19 protein-coding genes are annotated in these 21,630 nt (G+C 69.6%); 11 read left to right on the top strand and 8 right to left on the bottom strand.

Annotated elements, in window-relative coordinates:
- Positions 1-2: 2 nt before the first annotated feature.
- Positions 3-674, bottom strand: coding sequence for an NYN domain-containing protein (locus KTR9_RS22920; RefSeq protein ID WP_014928351.1), 672 nt, complete (start codon positions 672-674; stop codon positions 3-5).
- Entirely contained in the window at positions 667-1,458 is a 792-nt protein-coding gene (trmB, locus tag KTR9_RS22915; RefSeq protein WP_014928350.1) for a tRNA (guanosine(46)-N7)-methyltransferase TrmB, read from the bottom strand. Before trmB ends, KTR9_RS22920 begins: the two co-directional genes overlap by 8 nt.
- A 238-nt stretch (positions 1,459-1,696) precedes the next feature.
- Between trmB and KTR9_RS22910 the strand changes: the two genes are divergently transcribed.
- From KTR9_RS22910 to KTR9_RS22875, 8 genes are all read left to right on the top strand, one after another.
- On the top strand, positions 1,697-2,575 hold the full coding sequence (locus KTR9_RS22910; RefSeq protein WP_044508217.1) for a hypothetical protein: 879 nt from the start codon (positions 1,697-1,699) through the stop codon (positions 2,573-2,575).
- A complete protein-coding gene (locus tag KTR9_RS22905; protein WP_014928348.1) occupies positions 2,572-4,116 on the top strand; it encodes a hypothetical protein in 1,545 nt (514 codons plus the stop codon). The genes KTR9_RS22910 and KTR9_RS22905 overlap by 4 nt, the downstream gene beginning before the upstream one ends.
- Positions 4,113-4,520 carry a DUF6802 family protein gene (locus tag KTR9_RS22900; protein ID WP_443134911.1) on the top strand — a complete coding sequence of 136 codons (408 nt, stop codon included), beginning with the start codon at positions 4,113-4,115 and terminating at the stop codon, positions 4,518-4,520. The genes KTR9_RS22905 and KTR9_RS22900 overlap by 4 nt, the downstream gene beginning before the upstream one ends.
- A gap of 214 nt (positions 4,521-4,734) precedes the next feature.
- Complete coding sequence (locus tag KTR9_RS22895) at positions 4,735-6,561, top strand: phosphoenolpyruvate carboxykinase (GTP) (protein WP_014928347.1); 1,827 nt, start codon at positions 4,735-4,737, stop codon at positions 6,559-6,561.
- A gap of 74 nt (positions 6,562-6,635) precedes the next feature.
- Positions 6,636-7,643 (top strand): esterase-like activity of phytase family protein, encoded by a 1,008-nt coding sequence (locus KTR9_RS22890; RefSeq protein ID WP_014928346.1) that lies wholly within the window; start codon positions 6,636-6,638, stop codon positions 7,641-7,643.
- A gap of 83 nt (positions 7,644-7,726) precedes the next feature.
- A complete protein-coding gene (locus tag KTR9_RS22885; RefSeq protein WP_035717671.1) occupies positions 7,727-8,542 on the top strand; it encodes an ABC transporter ATP-binding protein in 816 nt (271 codons plus the stop codon).
- A 21-nt stretch (positions 8,543-8,563) separates the two neighbouring features.
- The gene (locus tag KTR9_RS22880; RefSeq protein ID WP_044508215.1) at positions 8,564-11,110 is read left to right on the top strand and encodes an ABC transporter permease; all 2,547 of its coding nucleotides are present in this window, start codon (positions 8,564-8,566) and stop codon (positions 11,108-11,110) included.
- Positions 11,111-11,164: 54 nt separating this feature from the next.
- Positions 11,165-11,944: a hypothetical protein gene (locus tag KTR9_RS22875; protein WP_044507329.1), complete on the top strand. Its 780-nt coding sequence runs from the start codon at positions 11,165-11,167 to the stop codon at positions 11,942-11,944.
- A 70-nt stretch (positions 11,945-12,014) separates the two neighbouring features.
- On the opposite strand, the gene KTR9_RS22870 is transcribed toward KTR9_RS22875, so the two are convergent.
- From KTR9_RS22870 to KTR9_RS22860, 3 genes are all read right to left on the bottom strand, one after another.
- Positions 12,015-12,923 (bottom strand): DDE-type integrase/transposase/recombinase, encoded by a 909-nt coding sequence (locus tag KTR9_RS22870; protein WP_148281207.1) that lies wholly within the window; start codon positions 12,921-12,923, stop codon positions 12,015-12,017.
- Between the two features lie 113 nt (positions 12,924-13,036).
- On the bottom strand, positions 13,037-13,432 hold the full coding sequence (locus KTR9_RS22865; protein ID WP_044508033.1) for a hypothetical protein: 396 nt from the start codon (positions 13,430-13,432) through the stop codon (positions 13,037-13,039).
- An 84-nt stretch (positions 13,433-13,516) separates the two neighbouring features.
- Positions 13,517-14,299, bottom strand: coding sequence for a class I SAM-dependent methyltransferase (locus tag KTR9_RS22860; protein ID WP_014928344.1), 783 nt, complete (start codon positions 14,297-14,299; stop codon positions 13,517-13,519).
- A gap of 74 nt (positions 14,300-14,373) precedes the next feature.
- Between KTR9_RS22860 and KTR9_RS22855 the strand changes: the two genes are divergently transcribed.
- Entirely contained in the window at positions 14,374-15,543 is a 1,170-nt protein-coding gene (locus KTR9_RS22855; RefSeq protein ID WP_014928343.1) for a glycosyltransferase family 4 protein, read from the top strand.
- Here the strand turns inward: KTR9_RS22855 and KTR9_RS22850 are convergent.
- Both KTR9_RS22850 and KTR9_RS22845 read right to left on the bottom strand, forming a co-directional pair.
- Positions 15,500-17,341 (bottom strand): hypothetical protein, encoded by a 1,842-nt coding sequence (locus KTR9_RS22850; RefSeq protein WP_014928342.1) that lies wholly within the window; start codon positions 17,339-17,341, stop codon positions 15,500-15,502. The two genes, KTR9_RS22855 and KTR9_RS22850, sit on opposite strands and share 44 nt — an antisense overlap.
- A gap of 14 nt (positions 17,342-17,355) precedes the next feature.
- Positions 17,356-18,294: an HpcH/HpaI aldolase/citrate lyase family protein gene (locus tag KTR9_RS22845; RefSeq protein WP_010843336.1), complete on the bottom strand. Its 939-nt coding sequence runs from the start codon at positions 18,292-18,294 to the stop codon at positions 17,356-17,358.
- A gap of 112 nt (positions 18,295-18,406) precedes the next feature.
- Between KTR9_RS22845 and KTR9_RS22840 the strand changes: the two genes are divergently transcribed.
- Both KTR9_RS22840 and KTR9_RS22835 read left to right on the top strand, forming a co-directional pair.
- On the top strand, positions 18,407-19,591 hold the full coding sequence (locus KTR9_RS22840; RefSeq protein ID WP_014928341.1) for a polysaccharide biosynthesis protein: 1,185 nt from the start codon (positions 18,407-18,409) through the stop codon (positions 19,589-19,591).
- A 293-nt stretch (positions 19,592-19,884) separates the two neighbouring features.
- A complete protein-coding gene (locus KTR9_RS22835) occupies positions 19,885-20,355 on the top strand; it encodes an SRPBCC family protein (protein ID WP_010843338.1) in 471 nt (156 codons plus the stop codon).
- Between the two features lie 12 nt (positions 20,356-20,367).
- Here KTR9_RS22835 and KTR9_RS22830 read toward each other — a convergent pair whose 3' ends face one another.
- Positions 20,368-21,600, bottom strand: coding sequence for a DUF3068 domain-containing protein (locus KTR9_RS22830; protein WP_014928340.1), 1,233 nt, complete (start codon positions 21,598-21,600; stop codon positions 20,368-20,370).
- Positions 21,601-21,630 lie beyond the last annotated feature (30 nt).

Below are 21,630 nucleotides of genomic sequence, written 5' to 3'. Positions count from 1 at the left end.
GGTCAGCGTAGCAATGCGCTGAGCGGACGGAAGGGCGTGAGCCACGCACCCTCGTCGGGCAGGGAGTCCAGCCCGATGCGCGGAAGCGGCTCGCGGAACACGCCGGCGATGTCCTCGAGATCGATGAACTCGATTTCTTCGGTGCTCAGTGCCCAGCTGGCGTGTTCCCGGAATCCGATGACGGTGACGGGCACGCCGTCCCCGACCGCCTCGAGCAGCGGTTCGCGGAAAGCCTGGCCGTCGGCGGATGCCACGATCACGCCCGCTAGTCCAACAGTTTGCCTGCGAAGCTCGATGTGGTCGAGCATGTCGGAGTCGACGTCGCTGTCGTCGGACAGTTTCGGCTTGGCGAACACGGCGAAACCGACGTTTCGTAGGGCGTCGACCCACGGCCGGACGACGTCGGCGCTACCAGGGGCGATGTTGGTGAAGACGGTGGCCTCCGGCTCGACCGCGCCGCCGCCGTCGGTGAGAGCGGACACATCTGCGGTCCGCTGCAGCAACCAGCGGCCGAGAGCGTCGAATCGGGGGCGGTGCGCCGCGGTCGGTCGCCCGCCGAGCAGGGCACCGAGACCCATGTCCATGTTGGGTGCGTCCCACACCAGCAGCATGCGGCGCGTACCCGTCTGACCGGCGATGGTGTCGGCGAAGCCGGTGGGGCTGTGATCAGTCATGGCGGGCTCCCGTCGGGGTGTCGCCGGTCGCGGTGACCGGCGGGATGGGCCGCGTGTAGACGAACTCGCTGACGTAGCGGCCGTCGCGCTCGGCGCGTCCCTCGAACTTCGTCGTCGGCCGTTCCAGCAGGATCGGCGACTCGCGGGTCAGTTGGACGACATGCGGGCGATCGGCGTCCTGGGTGGCGAGCGCCTCCGCGATCCATTCGGCGTACCCCGCGTGATCGGTCGCGATGTGGAGCACTCCCCCGGGGATCAGACGGTCGGCGATCAGCTCCAGTGTGCCGGTCTGCACGAAGCGCCGCTTGTGGTGCCGCGATTTGGGCCACGGATCGGGGAAGAACAGTCGGATCCCGGTGAGGCTCGACGACGGGATGAGCTCGGTGAGGACGATGGCCGCGTCGCCGCGGATCAGACGCACATTGGTGAGCCCGTTGCGGTCGATGAGACCGAGGAGCTGGGCCAGGCCCGGCTTGTAGACCTCGACGGCGACGACGTCGACGTCGGGCTCGGCCTCGGCCATCGCCGCGGTCGAGATGCCGGTCCCGCTGCCGATCTCGAGGACCTTCGGGGCGTCGCGCCCGAACAGCTCGGTGAGGTCGAGTTGCGGCTCGGGCACCCGCTCCGGGCCGATCTCGAGGTCGCGGCCGAGAACCGGCCACAGCGCCTGCCAGTTGCGCTGCTGGCCGGTCGTCAAGGTGCCGCGGCGGAAGCGGAAGCTCGTCACGCGGGGGTACAACCGGGACCTGTCGGGGCTGTTGTTCACGCGTCCATCGTTGCGCATCGGGCCGTCTCGACGAAGTCGCGGGCGAGTCGGCTGCCGCAGTCGTGGGTGGTCGCGGCGGCCCGGATGTGCGCCGAACCGGCCTCCGGGCGGCATGTGGAGGTAGCTCCGCCGTTCGCGCCGATCCCGATTAGTCTCGGCCCTGCCGCGGTTCACGTGCGCTGATGTCCGGGGGGTCGTCGGCGTGCCGGGGCCGGGTCGCGAGATGCGCGGGGGGTCGGATGACGAGGAGGCTGCGGTGGGGGCACCGGTGAACGGCGGCCGGCGCGGTGGGCCCGCCGGGAGCGAGTTGTCGGTCGCTGCCGAGCAGGGCCGTCTCGCCGATCTCGTCGACCCGGGGTCGCCGCTGGTGCCCGTCCTGACCGCCGCGGGCCGGCGGTTTCTCCGTCCGTTGCACGTCCAGGTCGTCGGCCGGCCCGGGACCGGCCGGGACACGATGGCCCGCGCTCTCCGAGAACGTCTGTCGCTCACCGTGATCGGACCCGGCGAGGGCGAGCAGGGTGCTGCCGACGCCGATCTGTGGCTCCTCGTCCTGGCCGGGTTGCTCCGCCGCGCGGACCGCGAACTCCTCGCGTCCCTGCCGTCCGATCGTGTCCTCGTGGTGCTCGGCAAGGCCGACACCCACGGCGACTGGGACTCCGCGGTCGCGGTCGCGTCGACGTGTGCGACCCGTCTGGGCACACCGGTGTATCCGGTGTCGCAGTTGCTGGCGTGCGCCGACCTCGACGCCGCCGAGTTCGCGGCTCTGACGACGATGGCGGCCGCGGGTGTCGGGATGCCGTCCATGGCGGGCCGGTTCCTCATCGGACGCCCGGGTTCCGACGAACGTCTCCTGCGCCAGGGGCTGCTGCGCCGGATCGACGCCTACGGCATCGACACCGCGCTCGCCCTCATCGAGTCCCGGTCACCCGTCGCCGCCACTGCACAGGACCTGAGCAGGGCACTCCGGGACGCCTCCGGGGTGCCCGATCTCGCGGGACCCCTCGGGGCTCGCGTCGGCCACATCCGGTACTGGCGGGAGGTCGAGCTGCGCTGCCGGCTGGAGGAAGCGGCCGCGGCCGGCCTCGACCGACCCGGGGCCGAACGACTGCTGGCCGGGGCAGGGGTTGCCGGATGACCGACACGGCACTCGACGACGCACGCGAGCTGACCGGGTTCGCCGCCGATCGCGTCGGCACCGGCACCGGCGTGCTGGTCGTCGGCACCGACGGGGTGGGCGTACGCACCCTGGTCGAGGCCTGCCGTGCGCTCGCCCCGGATCTCGACATCGCCGCCCGCACCCGGGGAGACGGAGCACCGGCTGCTGCGGCGCTCGTGGTCGTGGATCCGTCGTCGTCGGTCGGGGACGAGGAACGAGCCCTCGTCGAGCAGATGCGCGCGCAGGTCGGGACCGTGGCGATCGTGTGCACCAAGATCGATGCGTTCTGGGAGTGGCCGCGGACCGTGCGTGCGCACCGATCCGCCCTCGACCCGTTCGGGTCGCTGCCCCTGTTCGGGGTGTCCGCGGTCGCGGCCCTGGGGGGTGCCGTGGACGAGTCGGGGGTCGAGGCCCTCGCGGAATGGCTTCGCGAGGCGACCGGCGCGCCGGCTGCACTCCGCGACGAGCGCGCCCGCCTGGGGGCGGGCATCGGCGCGGTCGAGCATCTACTCGCCTCCGCGGGGACCGGCGCCGACGACGAGGTGTCCGCGCGTGCCGACGCCGATGAGCTCCTGACCGCTCGCCGCCGTCTGCTCGCCACCCGCGAACGTGGGCGCACGGACCGTCTGGCGGCCGTCCGCGCCGGGCTGTCCCGTGTCCGGTCCCAGTCGTCGGCGGAAGTGCACGCCGGCGTGCGCGATCTGGCGGCGGCCGCCGCCGACCGTGCCCCGGTCGCCGACAAGGAGTACGGCGCCTGGGTCCGGACCGGGTGGTCCGAACTCGCCGACCGCATTCGTCACCGTGTCGACGAGCGCGTCGACGCCGTGCGGGCGACCGCCCTGGTCGGCCTGGACGCCGAGCCGACGACGGACGAGCCCTGGCCCGCGGTGGATCTCCACACCGAACGACCGAGCAGCCGGGCGCGGCGCGCGGGCGCCGAAGACGCGCTGCTCGTGGTCATCGGCGCCTCGACCGGTCTGGGTGTCGGACGGCTGGTCGTCGCGCCGATGGCCTCGGTCCAGACGCTCCAGTGGATCAGCATGCCGCTCGCCCTGCTCCTGGGCGTGGCGGTCGCGGCGTGGGTGATCCGCGTCCGGCGGAGTGCGGTGGATCGTTCCGAGCGGGCGGCGCGTACGGCCGAGCTGCTCACCGAGGCGCGGACCACACTCGATCATCAGCTCGCGCTGCGCGTCACGGCTGCCGAGACCCGGATCGCCGGGCAGATCGCCCGCGCTCACGAACGCCGCAACCGGGAGGTGTCGACGGAGATCGCGCGGCTCGACGAGGAGATCCGACGCGTGCGCAGCGGGATCGATGTCCGTGACGCCCGGGTCCGGCGCGAGCGGGCCGAGGCCGTCCGCCGCGATCTCACCGCGCGGTCGGAACGGCTGTGGGCGCATCCCGGCCGAGGCGACGATCCGGGACGAGAATCCGACGACCCCGCCGGGCATCGAGACGATCGACGGCATGACGAACCGGCCGCGGGCACCCGCGCCGGCCACGACGACGGGAAGCAGTGATTCCGATGGACCCGATGTTCTCCGACGACACCCCGGACCCGGACCGCGCGGACGAGTCCTCGCTGTTCGGTGAGGTGGGACGCTCCGACGACCCGCGGTCGTTCGAGTCGGTGGCCGCGCTGCACGAGACGCCGGCGTCCGACGACCTCGACGACCACCTGTGGATGCACGAGGACGGCCGGATCTGGGATCTGGGACCCGCCGAGGTCGACACCGACAACGACGGGATCAACGACTCCCTCACCCGGAACGGTCCCGACGGGTTTACCGTGTACACGGACAGCGATCGGGACGGACAGGTCGACAAGATCACCGAGATCGGCGCGGACGGCGAGTTCCGTTCGGCGGTGCTCGACCCGGACACCGGCGAGTGGATCTCCGGCGGTTCGGGACGCATCGGCTGACAGGTGACCGGACGTCCGAACCGGTACGCTTCGCGCCGAGACCAGGCCGCGCGCGACTACCAGGGACTTTGGTCATCTGTTCGCTGGGTGTGGGATAGACCGCACCTGGTGAACCCCGTGACCTAGCGCCCGTTCGGTGTACGTATCCTGGACGACGAGACGACCTGACAGGTGGCCATTCCAAACGGCCACCACCTCGGAGGAGGCCCCAACGATGACCGCAGCCACCATTCCCGGATTGGACCCGAGCAGCGCTCCGACAAAGCACGCGGGACTGCTGGCCTGGGTGGCCGAGGTCGCCGAGCTGACCCAACCCGACCGGGTGGTGTGGTCGGACGGCAGCGACGAGGAGTGGGCGCGCCTCACCGCCGACCTCGTGAAGGCCGGCACCTTGGTCAAGCTGAACGAGGAGAAGAAGCCGAACTCCTTCCTGGCGAACTCCGATCCGGCCGACGTCGCACGCGTGGAGTCGCGGACCTACATCTGCTCGGAGTCCGAGGACGACGCCGGCCCGACCAACAACTGGGTCGACCCCGCCGAGATGCGTTCGACGATGACCGAGCTCTACCGCGGCAGCATGCGCGGTCGCACCATGTTCGTCATCCCGTTCTGCATGGGCCCCCTGGACTCCGACGATCCCAAGCTCGGTGTCGAGCTGACCGACTCCGAGTACGTCGTGCTGTCCATGAAGATCATGACCCGCGTCGGCCCCCGCGTCCTGGAGATCCTGGGCGAGGACGGCTTCTTCGTGAAGGCGCTGCACTCCGTCGGCGCGCCACTCGAGCCCGGCCAGGCCGACGTGCCGTGGCCGTGCAACACCGAGAAGTACATCACCCACTTCCCGGAGACCCGCGAGATCTGGTCGTTCGGCTCGGGTTACGGCGGCAACGCCCTGCTCGGCAAGAAGTGCTACGCCCTGCGCATCGCCTCGGTCATCGCCCGTGACGAGGGCTGGATGGCCGAGCACATGCTGATCCTGAAACTGACCAGCCCGGCGAACAAGGTCTACTACATCGCCGCGGCCTTCCCGAGTGCCTGCGGCAAGACCAATCTCGCGATGCTCCAGCCGACCATCCCCGGGTGGAAGGCCGAGACCGTGGGCGACGACATCGCCTGGATGCGTTTCGGCGCGGACGGTCGTCTCTACGCGATCAACCCGGAGTTCGGTTTCTTCGGTGTCGCCCCCGGCACCAGCTACGACTCGAATCCGAACGCGATGAAGACCATCGAGGCCGGAAACACCCTCTACACCAACGTCGCTCGCACCGATGACGGCGACATCTGGTGGGAGGACATCGACGGCCCGGCGCCCGCGCACCTCACCGACTGGCTCGGCAACGACTGGACTCCGGAGTCCGATCACAAGGCCGCACATCCGAATTCGCGCTACTGCACCCCCATCTCGCAGTGCCCGTCGCTGGCCGACGAGTGGGATGATCCGCAGGGCGTGCCGATCTCGGCGATCCTCTTCGGTGGCCGTCGCAAGACCACGGTTCCGCTGGTGACCGAGGCCCGCGACTGGCAGACCGGTGTCTTCATGGGCGCCACCGTCGGCTCCGAGCAGACGGCCGCCGCCGAGGGCAAGGTCGGCACCGTGCGTCGCGACCCGATGGCGATGCTGCCGTTCATGGGCTACCACGTCGGTGACTACCTGCAGCACTGGGTGAACATCGGCAAGAACGCCGACGAGTCGAAGCTGCCGAAGGTCTTCTACGTCAACTGGTTCCGTCGTGGCGACGACAAGCGCTTCCTGTGGCCGGGATTCGGCGAGAACAGCCGCGTGCTGAAGTGGATCATCGAGCGCATCGAGGGTGAGGCCGAGGGTATCGAGACGCCCATCGGCATCGTCGCCAAGCCGGAGTCGATCGACGTCAGCGGCCTCGACGTACCCGCCGAGGACGTCGCGGAGGCGCTTGCCTTCAAGCCCGAGGAATGGCGCGAGGAGATCCCGTCGATCGAGGAGCTCTTCGACTTCGTGGGCGAGAAGCTGCCGAGTTCGCTGCGTGACGAGCTGGACGGTCTGAAGCAGCGCCTGGCCTGACGCGGGCGTGCTGCGGGGTTCGGGGCTGAATGTACGGATGGGTCAGAAGTGACGGTTGAGGTATCGTGCCCCTCATGAAACTACGTGTGTGGGGCGCCTCGATCGTCGGTGCCTGCGTACTCGGTCTGGCCTCTCCGATCGCAGGTCAACCGGCCTCCGCGACACCGCCTTCCGGGGCGGGCGTGTCGGCGTTCTTCACCGATTCGACGACGATCGGGGACGGGCTCCCCACGGTCAACCGGATCTCCGGAATCGACCGGACCGGTAACGGCACCTATGTGCTGATCGCCGAAGACGTGCTGCCGGCACGCTTCTTCACCGCGTCGATCGGATACACCTCGGTGACCGCGGCATTCGCCGGGCAGCCGCGGATCAACGGGGGCGGCACGGTCCTCGGTCCGTGGTTCCTCCCGTTGCTGCCCGGCCAGGCGCAGTTCGAGGGCATCCGCCGGTCCGCGGGCGGTTACACCGTCGTCAGCGGTGGCAACAACCAGTTCGTCCGTCAGATCGGGCCCATCGGACAGGTCATCCGCGACCTGCCGATCCCCTCGGCGTGGCGGCCGTCACCGAAGTCGGGTCTGGCGGGCCAGCGCGGACTCACGGGTGCGGCGGTCGGACCGCAGGGTCAGGTCAGCGTTCTGACGGCCGGTGGACTCCGGCAGGACGCCGCGCGTTCGGCCCGCCTGCTGACCTTCGGCAAGAGCAATCGCGAGTTCGTCTACCGCACCGACGCGAACAAGGTGGCCGCCGACGTACTCGCCGTCAACTCGACCGACTTCTTGGTCCTCGAGCGTGGACCGGGCCGGCTCGCGAACATCTTCTGGACGACCACCCGCGGTGCCACGTCGGTGACGAACAAGAAGAAGCTGAGCGGACGCGAGAAGGCGATGACCAAGCGGCGGATCTTCTCCACCACCGCGACGCCGCACCTGCTCACCGGCAACATGTCGGGTCTCGCCTGGGGTAACTGGCACCCGGACAACCCGTTCGCCAAGACCCGCACGCGCACCCTCCTCGTGGTCTCCGACAACGTCGGATCGCCCAACCGGTTGCACTCGTTCGAGGTCCAGATCCCGAAGTAGAGTGCCGAACGTCACCCCTGTCAGGGTGGGGTCAGGGTGATACCTGATGGCCAACCGGCGCAGGATTTGGCACGGTTGAGGGCATGACGACGACTGATGTGGCCGCTCGAGACGACGGTGGCGATGATTTCGGGGCGCCCAAGCATGCGGTGGCTGCCGGAGCCGACAACCTTTCCAAGCGGTACGGCGTCGGCGACACCGCCGTCGAAGCCCTGAAGAGCGTCTCGATCTCGTTTCGGGAGGGCGAGTTCACCGCCATCATGGGTCCGTCGGGGTCGGGCAAATCGACCCTGATGCACTGTCTGGCCGGCCTCGACGTCGCGAGCGACGGCAAGGTCTTCATCGGCGACACCGATCTGACGGCGTTGTCGGACAAGGCGATGACGATGCTGCGCCGCGACCGTATCGGCTTCGTCTTCCAGGCGTTCAACCTCGTGCCGACGCTGACGGCCAAGGAGAACATCACCTTGCCGGTCGACATCGCCGGCCGCACCGTGGACACCGAATGGTTCGACGCCGTGGTGGCCCGGCTGGGTATCACCGACCGGCTCGGACATCTCCCGAGTGAGTTGTCGGGTGGTCAGCAGCAGCGCGTCGCGTGTGCCCGCGCACTGATCGGCAAGCCGTCGATCATCTTCGGCGACGAGCCGACGGGCAACCTGGATTCCCGTTCCTCCGGCGAGGTGCTGTCGATCCTGCGGGCCGCGACCGACGAGTTCAAACAGACCGTCGTCATCGTGACGCACGATCCGAGGGCCGCGTCGTATGCCGATCGCGTGGTGTTCCTCGCCGACGGCCAGATCGTGCAGGAGCTCTCCCGGCCCTCCGCCGACGATGTCTTCGAGGTCATGAAGAACCTGGACAACGTCCCTGCGCCCGACGCCGCCAAAGCGCACTGAGCCGTGGCCTCCTCCTCGGTGATGCGCAGGGTTTCGCTGCGAAACCTCCGCGCGCACAAGCTCCGTCTCTTCCTGACCCTCTTCTCGATCGTCCTGGGCACCTCGTTCGTGGCCGGGTCGATGGTGTTCACCGGATCCATCTCGAAGGCGTTCAACGACATCTTCGACAGCGCCGCACCGGGCGTCGCGGTCGAGGTGACCCCGGCCGACCGGCAGTCGCCGGGGGTGCCGAACTCGATCGTCGACCAGCTCCGGGATCAGCGCGCGCAGTTCGGCATCGACAAGCTCGTCGTCAACAACAACGGACTGGTCACGGTCGCCGACTCCGACGGCAAGGCCATCCAGACCGGTGGTGCCCCGAGCGTGGGCAGCACCTACATCCCGCCCGACGAGGCGCTCTCGCCGGAGGAGTCGACGATCCTGCCGGGCGGCCGCGGGCCCGAGAACGCCGGTGAGATCGCGCTGAACACCTCGGCCGCCGAGGCTGCCGGCCTGAAGGTGGGGTCGAAGACCAAGGTCGTCGTGGGCCAGGGCAATGCCACGCCGCTCGAGGTGACCGTCGTGGGTCTCGTCGACGCGCCGAGCTCGACGGGTGGGTATGTGAACGTCCAGTTCGACGCCGCGACGTCGTCCCGGTTGTTCACCGACGGCGAGCATGTCGGCGTCGTCGACATGTCGGCCGCCGCCGGGGTCACCCCCGAGCAGCTGCAGGACCGGATCATCGCCGGGCTCGGCGCCGACGCCGACCTCTACGACGTCCGCACCGGCGATCAGGTCCGCGAGGATCAGAAGGCCCAGGTCAACGAGTTCCTGCAGATCTTCCAGTACATCCTGCTGGCGTTCGCCGCGATCGGTCTCGTCGTCGGCACGTTCATCATCTACAACACGTTCTCGATGATCGTCGCGCAACGGAACCGCGAATTCGCGCTCCTCCGGGCGGTCGGCGCGAGCCAACGCCAGGTGTCGCGGTCGGTGCTGTTCGAGGCCTTCGTGGTCGGCGTCCTCGGCGGCGCCCTCGGTCTGGCCATCGGGATCGCACTGGCCGCCGGCCTGAAGGCGATCACCAGCGCGACGTCGGGCCTGCCCGACGGTGAGTTGGCCGTCGGCCCGGATGCGATCCTGGCCGGCGTCCTGGTCGGCGTCGTGGTGACGATGATCAGTGCGTGGGTACCCGCGGCGAGAGCAGCACGTGTGCCGCCGGTCGAGGCGATGCGCGCATCGGCCGCCGAGGGGTCGGCCTCGTTGCGCAACCGCACCATCCTCGGCGCGATCATCGGCGTCGCCTCGATCGCCGCGATCGTCATCGGTGCGATGGGTGAAGGGACCGGCCCCGCGGTCACGGTGGGTGCCGGCGCCGCGGGTGCGGTCCTGTCGGCCGTCCTCGTCGGTCCGGCGCTCGCCCGCCCGTTCGTCAGCGTGCTCGGCCGGGTCATCGGGGCACCGTTCGGCATGATCGGACGCCTGGCGCGGACCAACGCGGTCCGCAACCCGCGGCGTTCTGCCGCGACGGCGTTCGCGCTCACCCTCGGACTGATGCTGGTCGCGATCATCGGCACCCTCGGACAGTCGTTCAAGGGCACGGTCGACGACGCGGTCGACGCCGGTATCACCGCCGACTACATCGTGGCGGGCACCAATCAGTCGCCGCTGCCTCCGGCGGTGACCGACGCGATCGACGGTGTGCCCGGCGTCGGCGACGTGGTGTCGTTCGGCATCGTCCAGGCCAAGGTCGACGACAAGTCGGAGACCGGGTTCTCCGCGCTCGGCGGACCGCTCAACAGCGTGACCGTGATGGACATGCAGGACGGCGCGTCGTCGGATCTGCCCGCCGACGGGATGCTGATCAGCGAGCGCACCGGCAAGTCCAACGGCTGGAAGCGCGGCGACGTGGTCACGTTCACCTCCGCGACGGGCGCGCAGGTCCAGGTCCCGATCGCCGGCGTGTATGCCGACAACGAGGCGCTGCAACCGTGGGTGGTCGGTCCGGACGTCTACGAGAAACTCGTCCCGCCCTTCGCGCGGGTCAACGTCACGCTCTTCGTGAACGCTGCCCCGGGTACCGACCTCGAGACCCTGCGCACCGATCTCGAGGACGCGACGGCCGCGTATCTCACGGTCCAGATCCAGGATCGGGATCAGTTCAAGGGGCAGATCTCGTCGCAGATCGACCAGATGCTCGGCACGCTGTACGCGATGCTCGGGCTGGCGCTGCTGATCGCGGTACTCGGCATCATCAACACGCTCGCGCTGTCGGTGGTCGAACGCAAACGTGAGATCGGGATGCTGCGCGCGATCGGCATGGTCCGGGCCCAGGTCCGGCGTTCGATCTACCTCGAGTCGGTGCTGATCTCGATCTTCGGTGCCGTGCTGGGTGTGCTCCTCGGGACCGTCATCGGCGTCGCGCTGGTACGGACGCTCGCCGAATGGGGCCTGGGCGCCCCGGTGGTCCCGTGGTCGCTGATCGTGATCACTCTCGTCGCGTCGGCGGTTGTCGGAGTGCTGGCCGCGTTGTGGCCCGCGGTCCGCGCGGCGCGAACCGGGCCACTGGAAGCGATCGCCGACATCTGACGCAGTTCACGGTGGTCGGGTCGAGCCCGATCCTCAGATGACAGAATCGAGCGCATGACCCGACCACCAGAGGGCGATCCCAACGATCCGCGGAACGATCCGCCTGAGACCCGGCAGTTCGATCCCGACTTCGACCCGTCGGCGCCGCCGTCGCAGGCCTACACCGAACAGCAGCCCGGACAGCCGTACCCGGGTCCGTACACCGAGCCGCACCAGGGCGGGCAGCCCTATCCGGGTCCGTACACCGAGCCCCAGTACGCCGATCCCCACTACACAGGCGGCTCGCCGTACGCGTCCTCGCCCTACGATGCACCGGCCGGTGGCGAGCCGCCTCGCGGTTCCGGATCGAAGGGGCGGACGATCGGGCTGGCGCTGGCTGCGCTGATCGCGCTCGTGGTGCTCGGCCTGGTCGTCGTCCTGGTCACCCGGTCGGGCGACGGCGACTCCACCAGTGCGGCCTCCTCGTCGACCACCGAGTCGACCGGCCCGGCGACGACCAGCGAGACGACATCGTCGAGCACCACGACCACCGAGGAGACGACGTCGACCACCACGACGACGCAGCGCTCCGGAACCGTCACCTACCAGCTGACGGGCAACGGCGACGTCGTCGCGCTCACGTTCCGTCGTGGCCCGGGGTCGCCGACCGTGATCCCGGCGACGGGGTCGCCGTGGTCCCAGCGGGTGCAACTCGAGGGGACCCGGGCGAGCCTGTCGGCCATCGTGGTCCGCGGCCCGGTGTCGTGCGCGATCCTCGCCGACGGCGAGCAACTGGCTGCCGCGACCAGCCAGGGCGGCACGCTCAACTGCACCGCGGACCTCGCTGCGGAGTAGTCCGGGCAAACCCCGGCCTTCCCGTTGCGTTTTGTCCCGGGAACGGTGGGTGTCAACCTGTGTTGAGTCACTAGTTTGTGTTTAGTGCGATCTGGTTGTGTTCGTGGTGCAGGTTGATGCCGACGCGGCTGCGCGGGCGGTGCACGCTGGGACGACGATGGCGGAACCGGTCGGGGTTGTGCGCGTAGTAGGTGTTGAGTGTTGAGGTGCGCACGCTGTGGTGCCTCCGCCAGTTGCCGTCGTGGACTGATTGTGGAGTGAACAAGGCCAGTCCACGGTGGTGGTGCTCGCGGTTGAACCAGTCGACGTAGGACTCGACCCAGTCCCGAGCGCTGTGGATGTCGTCGAAAGTGGTCGGATATGACGGCCGGTGTTTCATGGTGCGGAACTCGGATTCCTTGTACGGGTTGTCATTCGATACTCGTGGACGGCTGTACGACATGGTCACGTTCATCGCCGCACACAGCTGGGCCAGTCGCGCTGACCGCATGACCGACCCGTTGTCGGAATGGATGACGCGCGGAACCTGATCGGTGTCGAATGCTGCAGCAAACAAGCCCGCCGTGATGTCTTCGTCCTCGCGAGGTGCCACGCAGGACGCGATGATCTTGCGCGAGTACAGATCCTGGATCGAGTACGCCTTGTAGCGCTGCCCGACGTAGGTGCCGTTGAGGTCGGTGATATCCCACATCCACACCTGTCCGGGGGCGGTGGCCGCCACGACCGGCACCTGCCGTGGGGAACGTGTGCGCAGGCGTGGCGAGGCAGGGCGGGTGGACTGATCGATCCGGTTGGCAATGCGATACCAGGTGCGCGGCGACGCCAAGTACCGGCCCGAATCCCAGGTGCGGGCGAAGGTATCGAGCACCGACTGCCCCTGGGACCAGCCGGCCCGGATCAACTCGCTGATCGTCGCGACGTCGGCGGAGTTGAGTCGGCTGGGATAGGCCCGGTCTCGTTGGGCGATCGGATGTGACACCGCAGGTCGTGGCCGGCGACGGTAGTGAAACGATCCGCGCGATACCCCAGCGATCGTCAACGCCGACCGCTGGGAATACCCCGAGGCTGTGAGTTCGGCGATCAGGCCGAACCTTATTTCTCGCAGGTGGGATCGTCCGGTGTCGTCCCGGGCTCTTGCGAGTCCAACTCGCGCAAGAGCCCGATAGCTTTTCCCAACGCGGCATTACCGCCTTGCAGGGTCTCGATCTGCCGATGTAACCGTTCGAGTTCGTCGGCATGAGCACGCTGTTGAGCTTCTAATTGTTTCTCGGCTTCGATCGCCCGTCGGATCGCGTCCGGGCGGGTCACCGAGTCACGCGGCACCAGCCCGCGTGCCAGATCACCGGCCAGATAGGCCTGGCGCCATCGGTGTAGCTGATATTTACTGATCGACCTGGCTTTCAGCCACGGCCCCTTCTGCCCCTGTCGAAGAGTCATGTACTCCTCCACAAGAGCTTCGATCTCCTCGACCGTGTAGCCCGGTGACATGCTCACAGTGTGCTCCTCCCCATCAGGAGTGACTCACATCCAGAGTGGCAACCACCGGAACCGGGACAAACCGCAACCGGATACTCACAGTCGACGCAGGACGAGCACGAGGTTGGTGCCGAGAACGTCGCGGAGCACCGGTAGGCGCATCACCCACCACATCCAGCGCGGGATGTAGCGGGGAAACGCCGCGACGAGTTCGGCATGCCCGCTGCCGGTCGCCGACCGGGCCCAGCGCAGCCCGTCGGCGGCGGAGACCGCGAACAGCGACGTCCCGTAGAGGTTCTTGGGCGGGTGACCGTTGCGTCTGGTGTAGATCCGGGCCGCGCGGTGGCCGCCGAGGTAATGGGTCAGGCCCATCTCGTGGCCGCCGAACGGTCCCCACCAGAGTGTGTAGCTGATGATGACGATGCCGCCGGGACGCGTCACCCGCAGCATCTCGTCGGCCATCTGCCACGGCGTCGGGGTGTGCTCGACGACGTTCGACGACAGACAGACGTCGACGCAGCCGTCGGCGAAGGGGAGGGCCTGGCCGGAGCCGCGGACCGAGCCACGATGCTCGAGCCCGCCGGCGTGCATCTCGTCGGGATCGGGTTCGACGGACACGTAGTGCGCGCCCCGGGCCCGGAAGGCGTCGGCGAAGTACCCGGGGCCGCCGCCCACGTCGAGGATCACCGCCCCGTCGGGACCGGTCCCGGCGAGGTCCGGTACGAACGCCTCGACCATGTTCGCGGTGTCGGCGGCGAGCGCGCCGTAGAAGCGAGCGGGGTCGGACTGCTCGTAGCGGAAGTCGTTCAGCAGTCCGGCGGCACGGCGCAGGGTGGCGAGCCGGGCCATCCGCGCACCGCCGGGGAGTGGAGTCGTCATCGTCGGGTCACTCTAGTGGCGCGCCCGTGCGGTGGGTACCGGCGCTCCGGCCGCGGTGGGTAGGCTGACGGACGATGCGCGCACCGTCTGACGTCCTGCTCCTGTGCTGGCGGGACACCCGCCACCCCCAGGGCGGCGGCAGTGAGACCTACCTGGAACGCGTGGGGGCCGAACTGGCCCGCCGCGGCGCGCGGGTCACCTTCCTCACCTCCGCCTACCCCGGGTCCGTCCGCGAGGAGACGCGGGACGGCATGCGGTTCATCCGCGCCGGCGGACGCATCAGTGTGTATCCGCGCATGCTCGCGACGATCCTCGGCGGCCGGCTCGGTCTCGGGCCGCTGGCCGGGTGCCGGCCCGATGTCGTCGTCGACACCCAGAACGGTGTCCCGTTCTTCTCGGCGCTGGTCTCGCCGGCCCCGACGGTGGTCCTCGTCCACCACTGTCACCGCGAACAGTGGCCGGTCGCCGGTTGTCTCCTCGGTCACGTGGGATGGTTTCTCGAGTCGCGGGTCTCGCCTCGGGTCCATCGTCGCAACCGATACGTGACGGTCTCGGCGCCGTCGAAATCCGAACTCGTCGCACTCGGGGTGGACGCCGAGCGGATCGCGGTCGTGCGCAACGGGATCGATCCGCTGCCCGAGGGCATCGGGGCGACCGGTCCCGATCGGGACGCGGTTCCCGGTGGGCCGGACGGCCCGGTGCGGCTCTGCGTGTTGTCGCGGCTGGTGCCGCACAAGCAGGTCGAGGATGCGCTGACGGTGCTCGCGCGGCTGCGCCACGACGGTGTCGACGCCCACCTCGACGTCATCGGCGGCGGCTGGTGGGCGGACGAACTGCTCCGCGCCGCAAACGATCTCGCGGTGACCGACGCGGTCACCTTCCACGGCCACGTCGACGAACACCGCAAACACGAACTCCTCGCCCGGGCCCGGGTCCACCTCATGCCGTCGCGGAAGGAAGGGTGGGGACTCGCCGTCGTCGAAGCCGCCCAGCACGGTGTCCCGACGATCGGCTACCGCGGTGCCGCCGGACTCGCCGACTCCATCGACGACGGGAACACCGGATTGCTCGTCGACGGGGTCGACGAACTGGCCAGCGCGACAGGAAAACTCATCGACAATCCGGATGAGGCACGCCGTCTCGGACGTAACGCACAGGTCAAGGCGAGCCGCTACTCGTGGTCGGCGACCTGCGACGGATTCATGGCGACGTTCGACGCCGTGCTGTCCGCGCCCGGCCGCTGACCACACCGATACCGACGCCGATCAGCCCGGCGACCAGGAGCGCGGCCCACACCAGGTGTGCGGCGGTGGCGATCGCCCGGTCGGTGACGCCCGCGGAGCGATCCGCCGGGTCGCCCACCTGATAGAGCTGCAGCGACGGACCGTCGAAGGCGAGGTGCCCGGAATCGGCGAGTTGTGCTGGCGGGGAACCGTTCTCGACCAGTACCCACCCGACGCCGAGTTCGGTGAGAGCAGTCGGTGACCCACCGGATTCCAGTACCCGCGTCACTGCCGCGGCGTGTACGCCGGGCGGGTCGATCACCTCTCCGTCGACGCGGAGCTCGCCGGACTCGACGACCGGCGCCCGCATCATCCGTGCGGCGGGGTCGAGCGACGGGTCATGGGCGAACGGGTACTCGCGGACCGTTCCGGGAGGCCACAGGGCGACCGAACCCCGATCCGGCGGCACGATCTCCGCGACCTGTCGCCACTCGTCGGGATAGTCGATCGCGCGCACCGCGCCACCGACGCCCCACGCGAGGTCGGGGAGCGGCGCCACCACCAGCAGTACGACCGCGGTGAGCGCGAAACCCGCCGGTACACGACGCCGCGCCGCCGCCACGGCCGCCGCCACGCAGACCGCGACCGCCGGGACGAGGAGCGCCGAGAACTTCTGGGTGTCGCGCAGGAGTCCGCCGCCGCCGAGGTGCTCGACGACGAAGCCCAGGACGGTACGGGCCGGGCCGAACGTGCTCAGCAGCAACACGATCGCGGTGACCGACGCCAGGACCGCGATGGCTGGCACCGACGGATCCAGCTCCCCGCGACGACGCCACAGATACCGCGCGCCGACGGCGACGACGAGGAGCAGGCAGAGGGTGGCCACCGCGGCCCACCCGATGGTCCGGCTGGCGGGCACGGCGTCGGCGTTCCAGATCCCGCCCAGGGAACCGACCGTGCCCACGGGCCCGAGCCAGGGCTCGGAGCGCAGACCGAACGCCTCCACCCCGGCGGCCGCGGAGGTGGTCGGGGCGTCGGTGATCAGTGACGTCAGCAACCACGGCAGCGTGCTGAGACCCCAGAGGGCGAGGGCGGCCACCGTGGGTCGCGAGCCGATCGGGCGCGCCAGAAGCGCCACCGCCAGCACGATTCCGGCCAGGACGGACCCGGTGGGCGTCAGTCCGGCGACGGCGAACAGCCCACCCAGTTGCAGCAGCCGGACGGCGTCCGCTCCGGGGTCCGGTCGCCAGGTGGCTTCGACTCGGCTCCTCGATCTCGATGCGCTCCTTCGTCGCTTACTCGACCCGGCGGCTGCGCTCGGTGCCGGCTCAACCAGCGGGGGGCATTCCCGCAGGTCCATGACCGCAACGAGAATCCACCCCAGTGCCGCATACCCGGCCAGCAGGCTCCAGTGGCCCTGCAGGAGCCGTTCGGCGACATAGGGATTCCACACCGCGACGAGCGCGGCCGCCGAGGCACCGGCCCGCCCGGCGCCCGGGACCAGTCGGGCCGCCAGGCGTCCGTAGCCGACTCCCGCGCACACCAGCGCCGCGGCGAGGACTGCCAGCACGACGACCCCGCCGTCGAGGACGGTGCTCACCATCGCGAGGAACCAGTCCTGCGGCACGGCGCGCGGCGGCAGGTCGCCGATCCCGAGCGTGGTGTCCGTGACGTGGGTACGCGGTGTGGACACCGCATCTCGGTACAGCAGGTGACGGTCGCCGACCCCGATCAGGCCCGGCAGCAGCGGCGCCAGGATCACCGCGGTCGCGCCGATACCGGTGCCGTACAGGGCCGGCAGCAGTCGTCGGGGGGTCACCGCGGTGATGCCGATCAGAAGTGGTGGGTGTCCGAGGGCGCGGGAGCGTGCACCGGATCGTCGTCGTAGTCCGATTCGGTGATGCCGTACGACCGGGCCAGGTCGAGGATCTTGGTCGCCCGCGCGATCCGTGGCAGGTCGGAGCCGTTGCGGATCTCACCGCCGTCGCGCTCGAATTCGGCGAAGAACTCACGCGCCCAGGTGATCTCGTCCTGGGAGGGGGAGAGGCCCTCGTTGACCTGCGCGCACTGGCCGGGGGTGAGGCAGATCTTGCCGGTCATGCCGAACTCGGCGCTGACCGCGGTCGCCTCACTGAGTTTGAGTGCGCTCGAACCGACTGTCGGGCCGTCGATGGCGCTGGGCAGGTGGGCGGCCTTGGCGGCGATGGTGAAACGCGAACGGGCGTAGGCGAGGGTCTGCGGGTTGTCGCCGAAACCGGTGTCGCGGCGGAAGTCCCCGATGCCGAACGCGAGGCGGAAGGTGCCTTTGGCGGCCGCGATCTCACTGATGCGCTCGAGCCCCCGCGCGGTCTCGACGAGTGCCACGATGGGCAGACCGGGCAGGCGCTTGGCGGTCTCGGTGACGTGGTCGACCGACTCGACCATCGCCAGCATCACCCCGCCGACCGCGGTCTGCGACAGGGCCTCGAGGTCGTCGGCCCACCAAGGGGTGCCGAATCCGTTGACGCGGACCCAGTCTCCGGCGCCGGGGCCGGCGGTCCCGTCCTTCGGCCCGAGCCAGCGGACGACGTTGTCGCGCGCTTCGACCTTGTCCTTGGGAGCGACGGCGTCCTCGATGTCCAACACGACGATGTCGGCGCGCGAACGGGACGCCGGCTCGAACTTCGCGTAGTGGGAACCATTGACCAGCAGCCAGCTCCGGGCCAGCACCGGGTCGATGCGCGAACCGATGTCTGTCGACTCGGCGTCGTAGGTGGGGTTGTCGTCGTACATCAGGGTCTCTCGGTCTGTGGAGCTCGGGCTGGGTGGACAGCAGCCTTCCCATCGTTGCCTACGGACGACGGCCGGTGCAAAGCGCCTCGCGCCCGATCGGCACACTTGGTCCATGCAGCAGACGCGCCGGACGACGGGCACCGTCGGCGCCGTCGGGTCGGTGGCGGTCGGTTCGATGGTGGCCAACGTCTGCATGTACGTGGTGCACCTCGCCGCGAGTGCCCGCTTCCTCGATGTCAGCGAATACGGCGAGTTCGCGGTGCTGCTGTCGGCCATGCTCGTGCTCGGCGTGCCGGCGATGGCCCTTCAGAACGTCATCGCCCGGGAGGTCGTGCTCGGCGGCGACGAGGGACGCCTCCGCGCGCTCGGGGTGGTGACGACGTCCTGGGTTGTCGTGCTCACCGTGGTCGCCACCCCGCTGGTGGCGCTGCTGTTGCGCACCGACGTGGCGACGACAGCGGCAGCGCTCGCCTCCGCGCCGCTACTCGCCCTCATCGCCGCAGGTCAGGGGATTCTGCAGGGCCGCGGCGAGTTCCGGGTGCTGTCCTGGGTGCTGGCCGTGGTCGGTGTCGCCCGGTCGATGCCGATCATCGGGGCGTTCGCCGCCGGCGCCGGGCCGGCGGGTGGGCTCCTGGCCGGGACGCTGGGTGCCGCGGCCTCCGCGGTCGTCGTCTGGCTCGTGGTGTGGTCGGTGGCGCGGGCCGTCCGGCCTCGAGGTGGGGCGTCGGGTTCCGCGGGAGTGCTCAGCGTGGTGCGCGCGTCCCAGGTCCAGCTGGTGCTGATCGTCGCCTCGTCGATCGACCTGTTGCTCTCACCCCGGGTCCTCGACGCGGAGGAGGTCGGGGTGTACGCACTCGGCGCGATCGCGACCAAGGTGGCCTTCTGGCTCCCGCAGGCGATCGGCGTGGTCTTCTATCCCCGCCTGGCCGATCCCGCGCGGTCGCGGGCCTCGCTGCGTCAGGCGGTGACGGTCGTCGCCGGGATCGGGGTAGTACTCACCGTCCTGGCCGGTGCGGCCGGGCCGGTCGTCCCGCTCGTCTTCGGGGACGGCTACGACACGCTCGTGCCGATCCTGTGGTTGTTCGCCTACATCGGCGCCGCGCTCGCCGTCCTGCAGGTCGTCCTGCTGTCGGCGATCGCGCGCGACCGGACGCGCGTCGCGCTCGGTACCTGGCTGGTGGTGGCCGCCGAGGTGCTGATCATCCTCACGGTCGCCGGGTCGGTGATCGGAGTCGCCGGAACCGCCGCGGTGGCTGCCACGATCGCCGCGCTGGGGACGTGGGCGGTCGCGCGCTGATTCGCCCCGCCATCATGGTCAACGAATCCGCTCCCTGAGCAGCGCGCTCGCGCCCTCCACGCCCGCTCCCTGAGGAGCGAGCTTGCGCCCTCCACGCCCGCTCCCTGAGGAGCGAGCTTGCGCCCTCCACGCCCGCTCCCTGAGGAGCGAGCTTGCGAGCGTCACGAAGGGTCTCGCAACCTCGGTCACCGGACCCTTCGTGACGCGCCCTCCGCAGGCTCCGGGGCTCCTCAGGGAGCACAGGGTGGTGACCGGACGTTGCCGAGTACCCGAACTTTCGGCAGTGTTGTGTCATGAGCGACAACGAGAGCACACAGGTCACTGTCCAACGCACGATCGAGGCGCCCGTCGACGCGGTGTTCGACGTTCTCTCCAATCCCGAACGGCATCAGGCGCTCGACGGTTCGGGGTTCATCCGCGGCGTGGACCACGCCGACCGCATCCAGCAGGTGGGTGACGTGTTCACCATGAACATGGCGGGCGACCACATGGGCGGCGAGTACAAGACGGACAACCATGTCACGGGCTACGCCAAGGACAAGCTCCTGGCATGGCAGACCGCGCCCGCCGGCACCCAGCCGCCCGGATGGGAGTGGCTGTGGGAGCTGGAATCCCAGGGTCCCAACGAGACGCTGGTTCGCCACACCTACGACTGGTCGAAGGTCACCGACAAGAAGCTGCTCGAGAAGGTCAAATTCCCGCTCGTGACCGAGGATCAGCTCAACGACACCCTCGGCCGGCTCGCCGCCGAGTCGGCGTCCTGACGCCGATCCCGATCACTCCGGCTGCCCGCCAACGGTTTTCGCGTCACGCTGACGCCGAAGCCGGGCGGGCAGCCAGGCGGGATTGATCAGTATCAGCCCGGCCAGCAGGGCCGCGACGCCGAGGATTCCGGTGCCGATCGGCACCAGGCGGCCCCAGATCAGGATCGGGGACGCGAGGTCGGCGGCCAGGTCGGTCATCCGCGCCTGGGTGTCGTCGTCGTAGGTGAATGTCGCTCGTAGGTGCGGCAATTCGAAGTCGTCCGGGACGCCGGGGGTGCCGTCGGGGAAGCGGTACACCTCGTCGACGGTGATCGTGGCGTCGACGATCGTGCCGGTCCGCGGGTCGACGGCGAGATCCCATGAACTCCGGTGGTGCAGGTCCGCGGTCAACGGTCGGCTCGTGTCGCCGACACCGAACCACGACGCCGGCCGCGTGATCGAGACGTTGGTGCCCACGGGCCGGCCCAGCGCCTCGCGAGCGAGGTCGGTGTCGGGGACCTCGGCGCGGAACCGGGCGACGTCGCGGCCGCGGACCTCGGTGTCGCCGTCGTACACCAGCGGCACGGCGGTACGGGTGACGGCGTCGAAGAACTCCCGGTCGGCCGTTTCGGTGTCGAAGGGCAACAGATAGGTGACGCCGCGGCGGTCCGGGACAAGGACGGCCGCCTGTCCGCTGTCGTATTGGATCTCCGACGCCCCGCGCGCGGCGAGTCGTGGCAGCGCGTTCTTCCGGTCGAGTGTCACCCGATCCTTGACGGCGTTGACGGTCGCGTCGTTGCACGGTTGCGACCCGTCGTCGGACTGGTTTCCGGGGTCGGCGCCGGGGCGCGGATCGCCGGGGTCGACCTCACGGTCGTCGATGCGCAGCGTCTCGGCCTGGATGGACGTGCCGGCCTGCAGGGTCACCCGGTGTTCGTCGGACGGTTGCACCGCCACGACGCGTTGCTGGCGGACGAGGTCGGCGCCGACGGTGCGGGCCGAACGGGTCCCGAGCGAGCACCGGTCGAAGATCGTCGCGTCGTCGGCGGTGGCGACGGTGGTGAAGTCGGTGCTGAGCGGGATCGTCCGGAAACCTCCGACGAGCAACGTCGGGAGGGCGATGGTCACCGCGAGCAGGAAGCCGCCGACGAAGATCAGGGTCGGGCCGGCGAGGTCTGCCGTCGACCAGCGATGAGGCTGCGGATGGGTCTCGGAGTCCGGCGACGACGTCTCGGGGTCTGGGGACGACTGGGACGGCGAGGACATGGAGGCGAGGGTACGCAACGCCTCCCGGTT

It is taken from the genome of Gordonia sp. KTR9 (assembly GCF_000143885.2).
Taxonomy (GTDB): domain Bacteria; phylum Actinomycetota; class Actinomycetes; order Mycobacteriales; family Mycobacteriaceae; genus Gordonia.
The sequence above is the reverse complement of the archived record's forward strand: the minus strand, read 5'-3'. Positions and strand labels throughout refer to the sequence as shown.

Bases quoted from the DNA above. Each gene is read 5' to 3' on its own strand.
- KTR9_RS22865 (WP_044508033.1), bottom strand. From the start codon at position 13,432: ATGTCACCGGGCTACACGGTCGAGGAGATCGAAGCTCTTGTGGAGGAG.
- KTR9_RS22875 (WP_044507329.1), top strand. From the start codon at position 11,165: ATGACCCGACCACCAGAGGGCGATCCCAACGATCCGCGGAACGATCCG.
- KTR9_RS22905 (WP_014928348.1), top strand. From the start codon at position 2,572: ATGACCGACACGGCACTCGACGACGCACGCGAGCTGACCGGGTTCGCC.
- KTR9_RS22890 (WP_014928346.1), top strand. From the start codon at position 6,636: ATGAAACTACGTGTGTGGGGCGCCTCGATCGTCGGTGCCTGCGTACTC.
- KTR9_RS22885 (WP_035717671.1), top strand. From the start codon at position 7,727: ATGACGACGACTGATGTGGCCGCTCGAGACGACGGTGGCGATGATTTC.
- KTR9_RS22860 (WP_014928344.1), bottom strand. From the start codon at position 14,299: ATGACGACTCCACTCCCCGGCGGTGCGCGGATGGCCCGGCTCGCCACC.
- KTR9_RS22845 (WP_010843336.1), bottom strand. From the start codon at position 18,294: ATGTACGACGACAACCCCACCTACGACGCCGAGTCGACAGACATCGGT.
- KTR9_RS22855 (WP_014928343.1), top strand. From the start codon at position 14,374: ATGCGCGCACCGTCTGACGTCCTGCTCCTGTGCTGGCGGGACACCCGC.
- KTR9_RS22830 (WP_014928340.1), bottom strand. From the start codon at position 21,600: ATGTCCTCGCCGTCCCAGTCGTCCCCAGACCCCGAGACGTCGTCGCCG.
- KTR9_RS22895 (WP_014928347.1), top strand. From the start codon at position 4,735: ATGACCGCAGCCACCATTCCCGGATTGGACCCGAGCAGCGCTCCGACA.
- KTR9_RS22840 (WP_014928341.1), top strand. From the start codon at position 18,407: ATGCAGCAGACGCGCCGGACGACGGGCACCGTCGGCGCCGTCGGGTCG.
- KTR9_RS22920 (WP_014928351.1), bottom strand. From the start codon at position 674: ATGACTGATCACAGCCCCACCGGCTTCGCCGACACCATCGCCGGTCAG.
- KTR9_RS22835 (WP_010843338.1), top strand. From the start codon at position 19,885: ATGAGCGACAACGAGAGCACACAGGTCACTGTCCAACGCACGATCGAG.
- KTR9_RS22880 (WP_044508215.1), top strand. From the start codon at position 8,564: ATGCGCAGGGTTTCGCTGCGAAACCTCCGCGCGCACAAGCTCCGTCTC.
- trmB (WP_014928350.1), bottom strand. From the start codon at position 1,458: ATGCGCAACGATGGACGCGTGAACAACAGCCCCGACAGGTCCCGGTTG.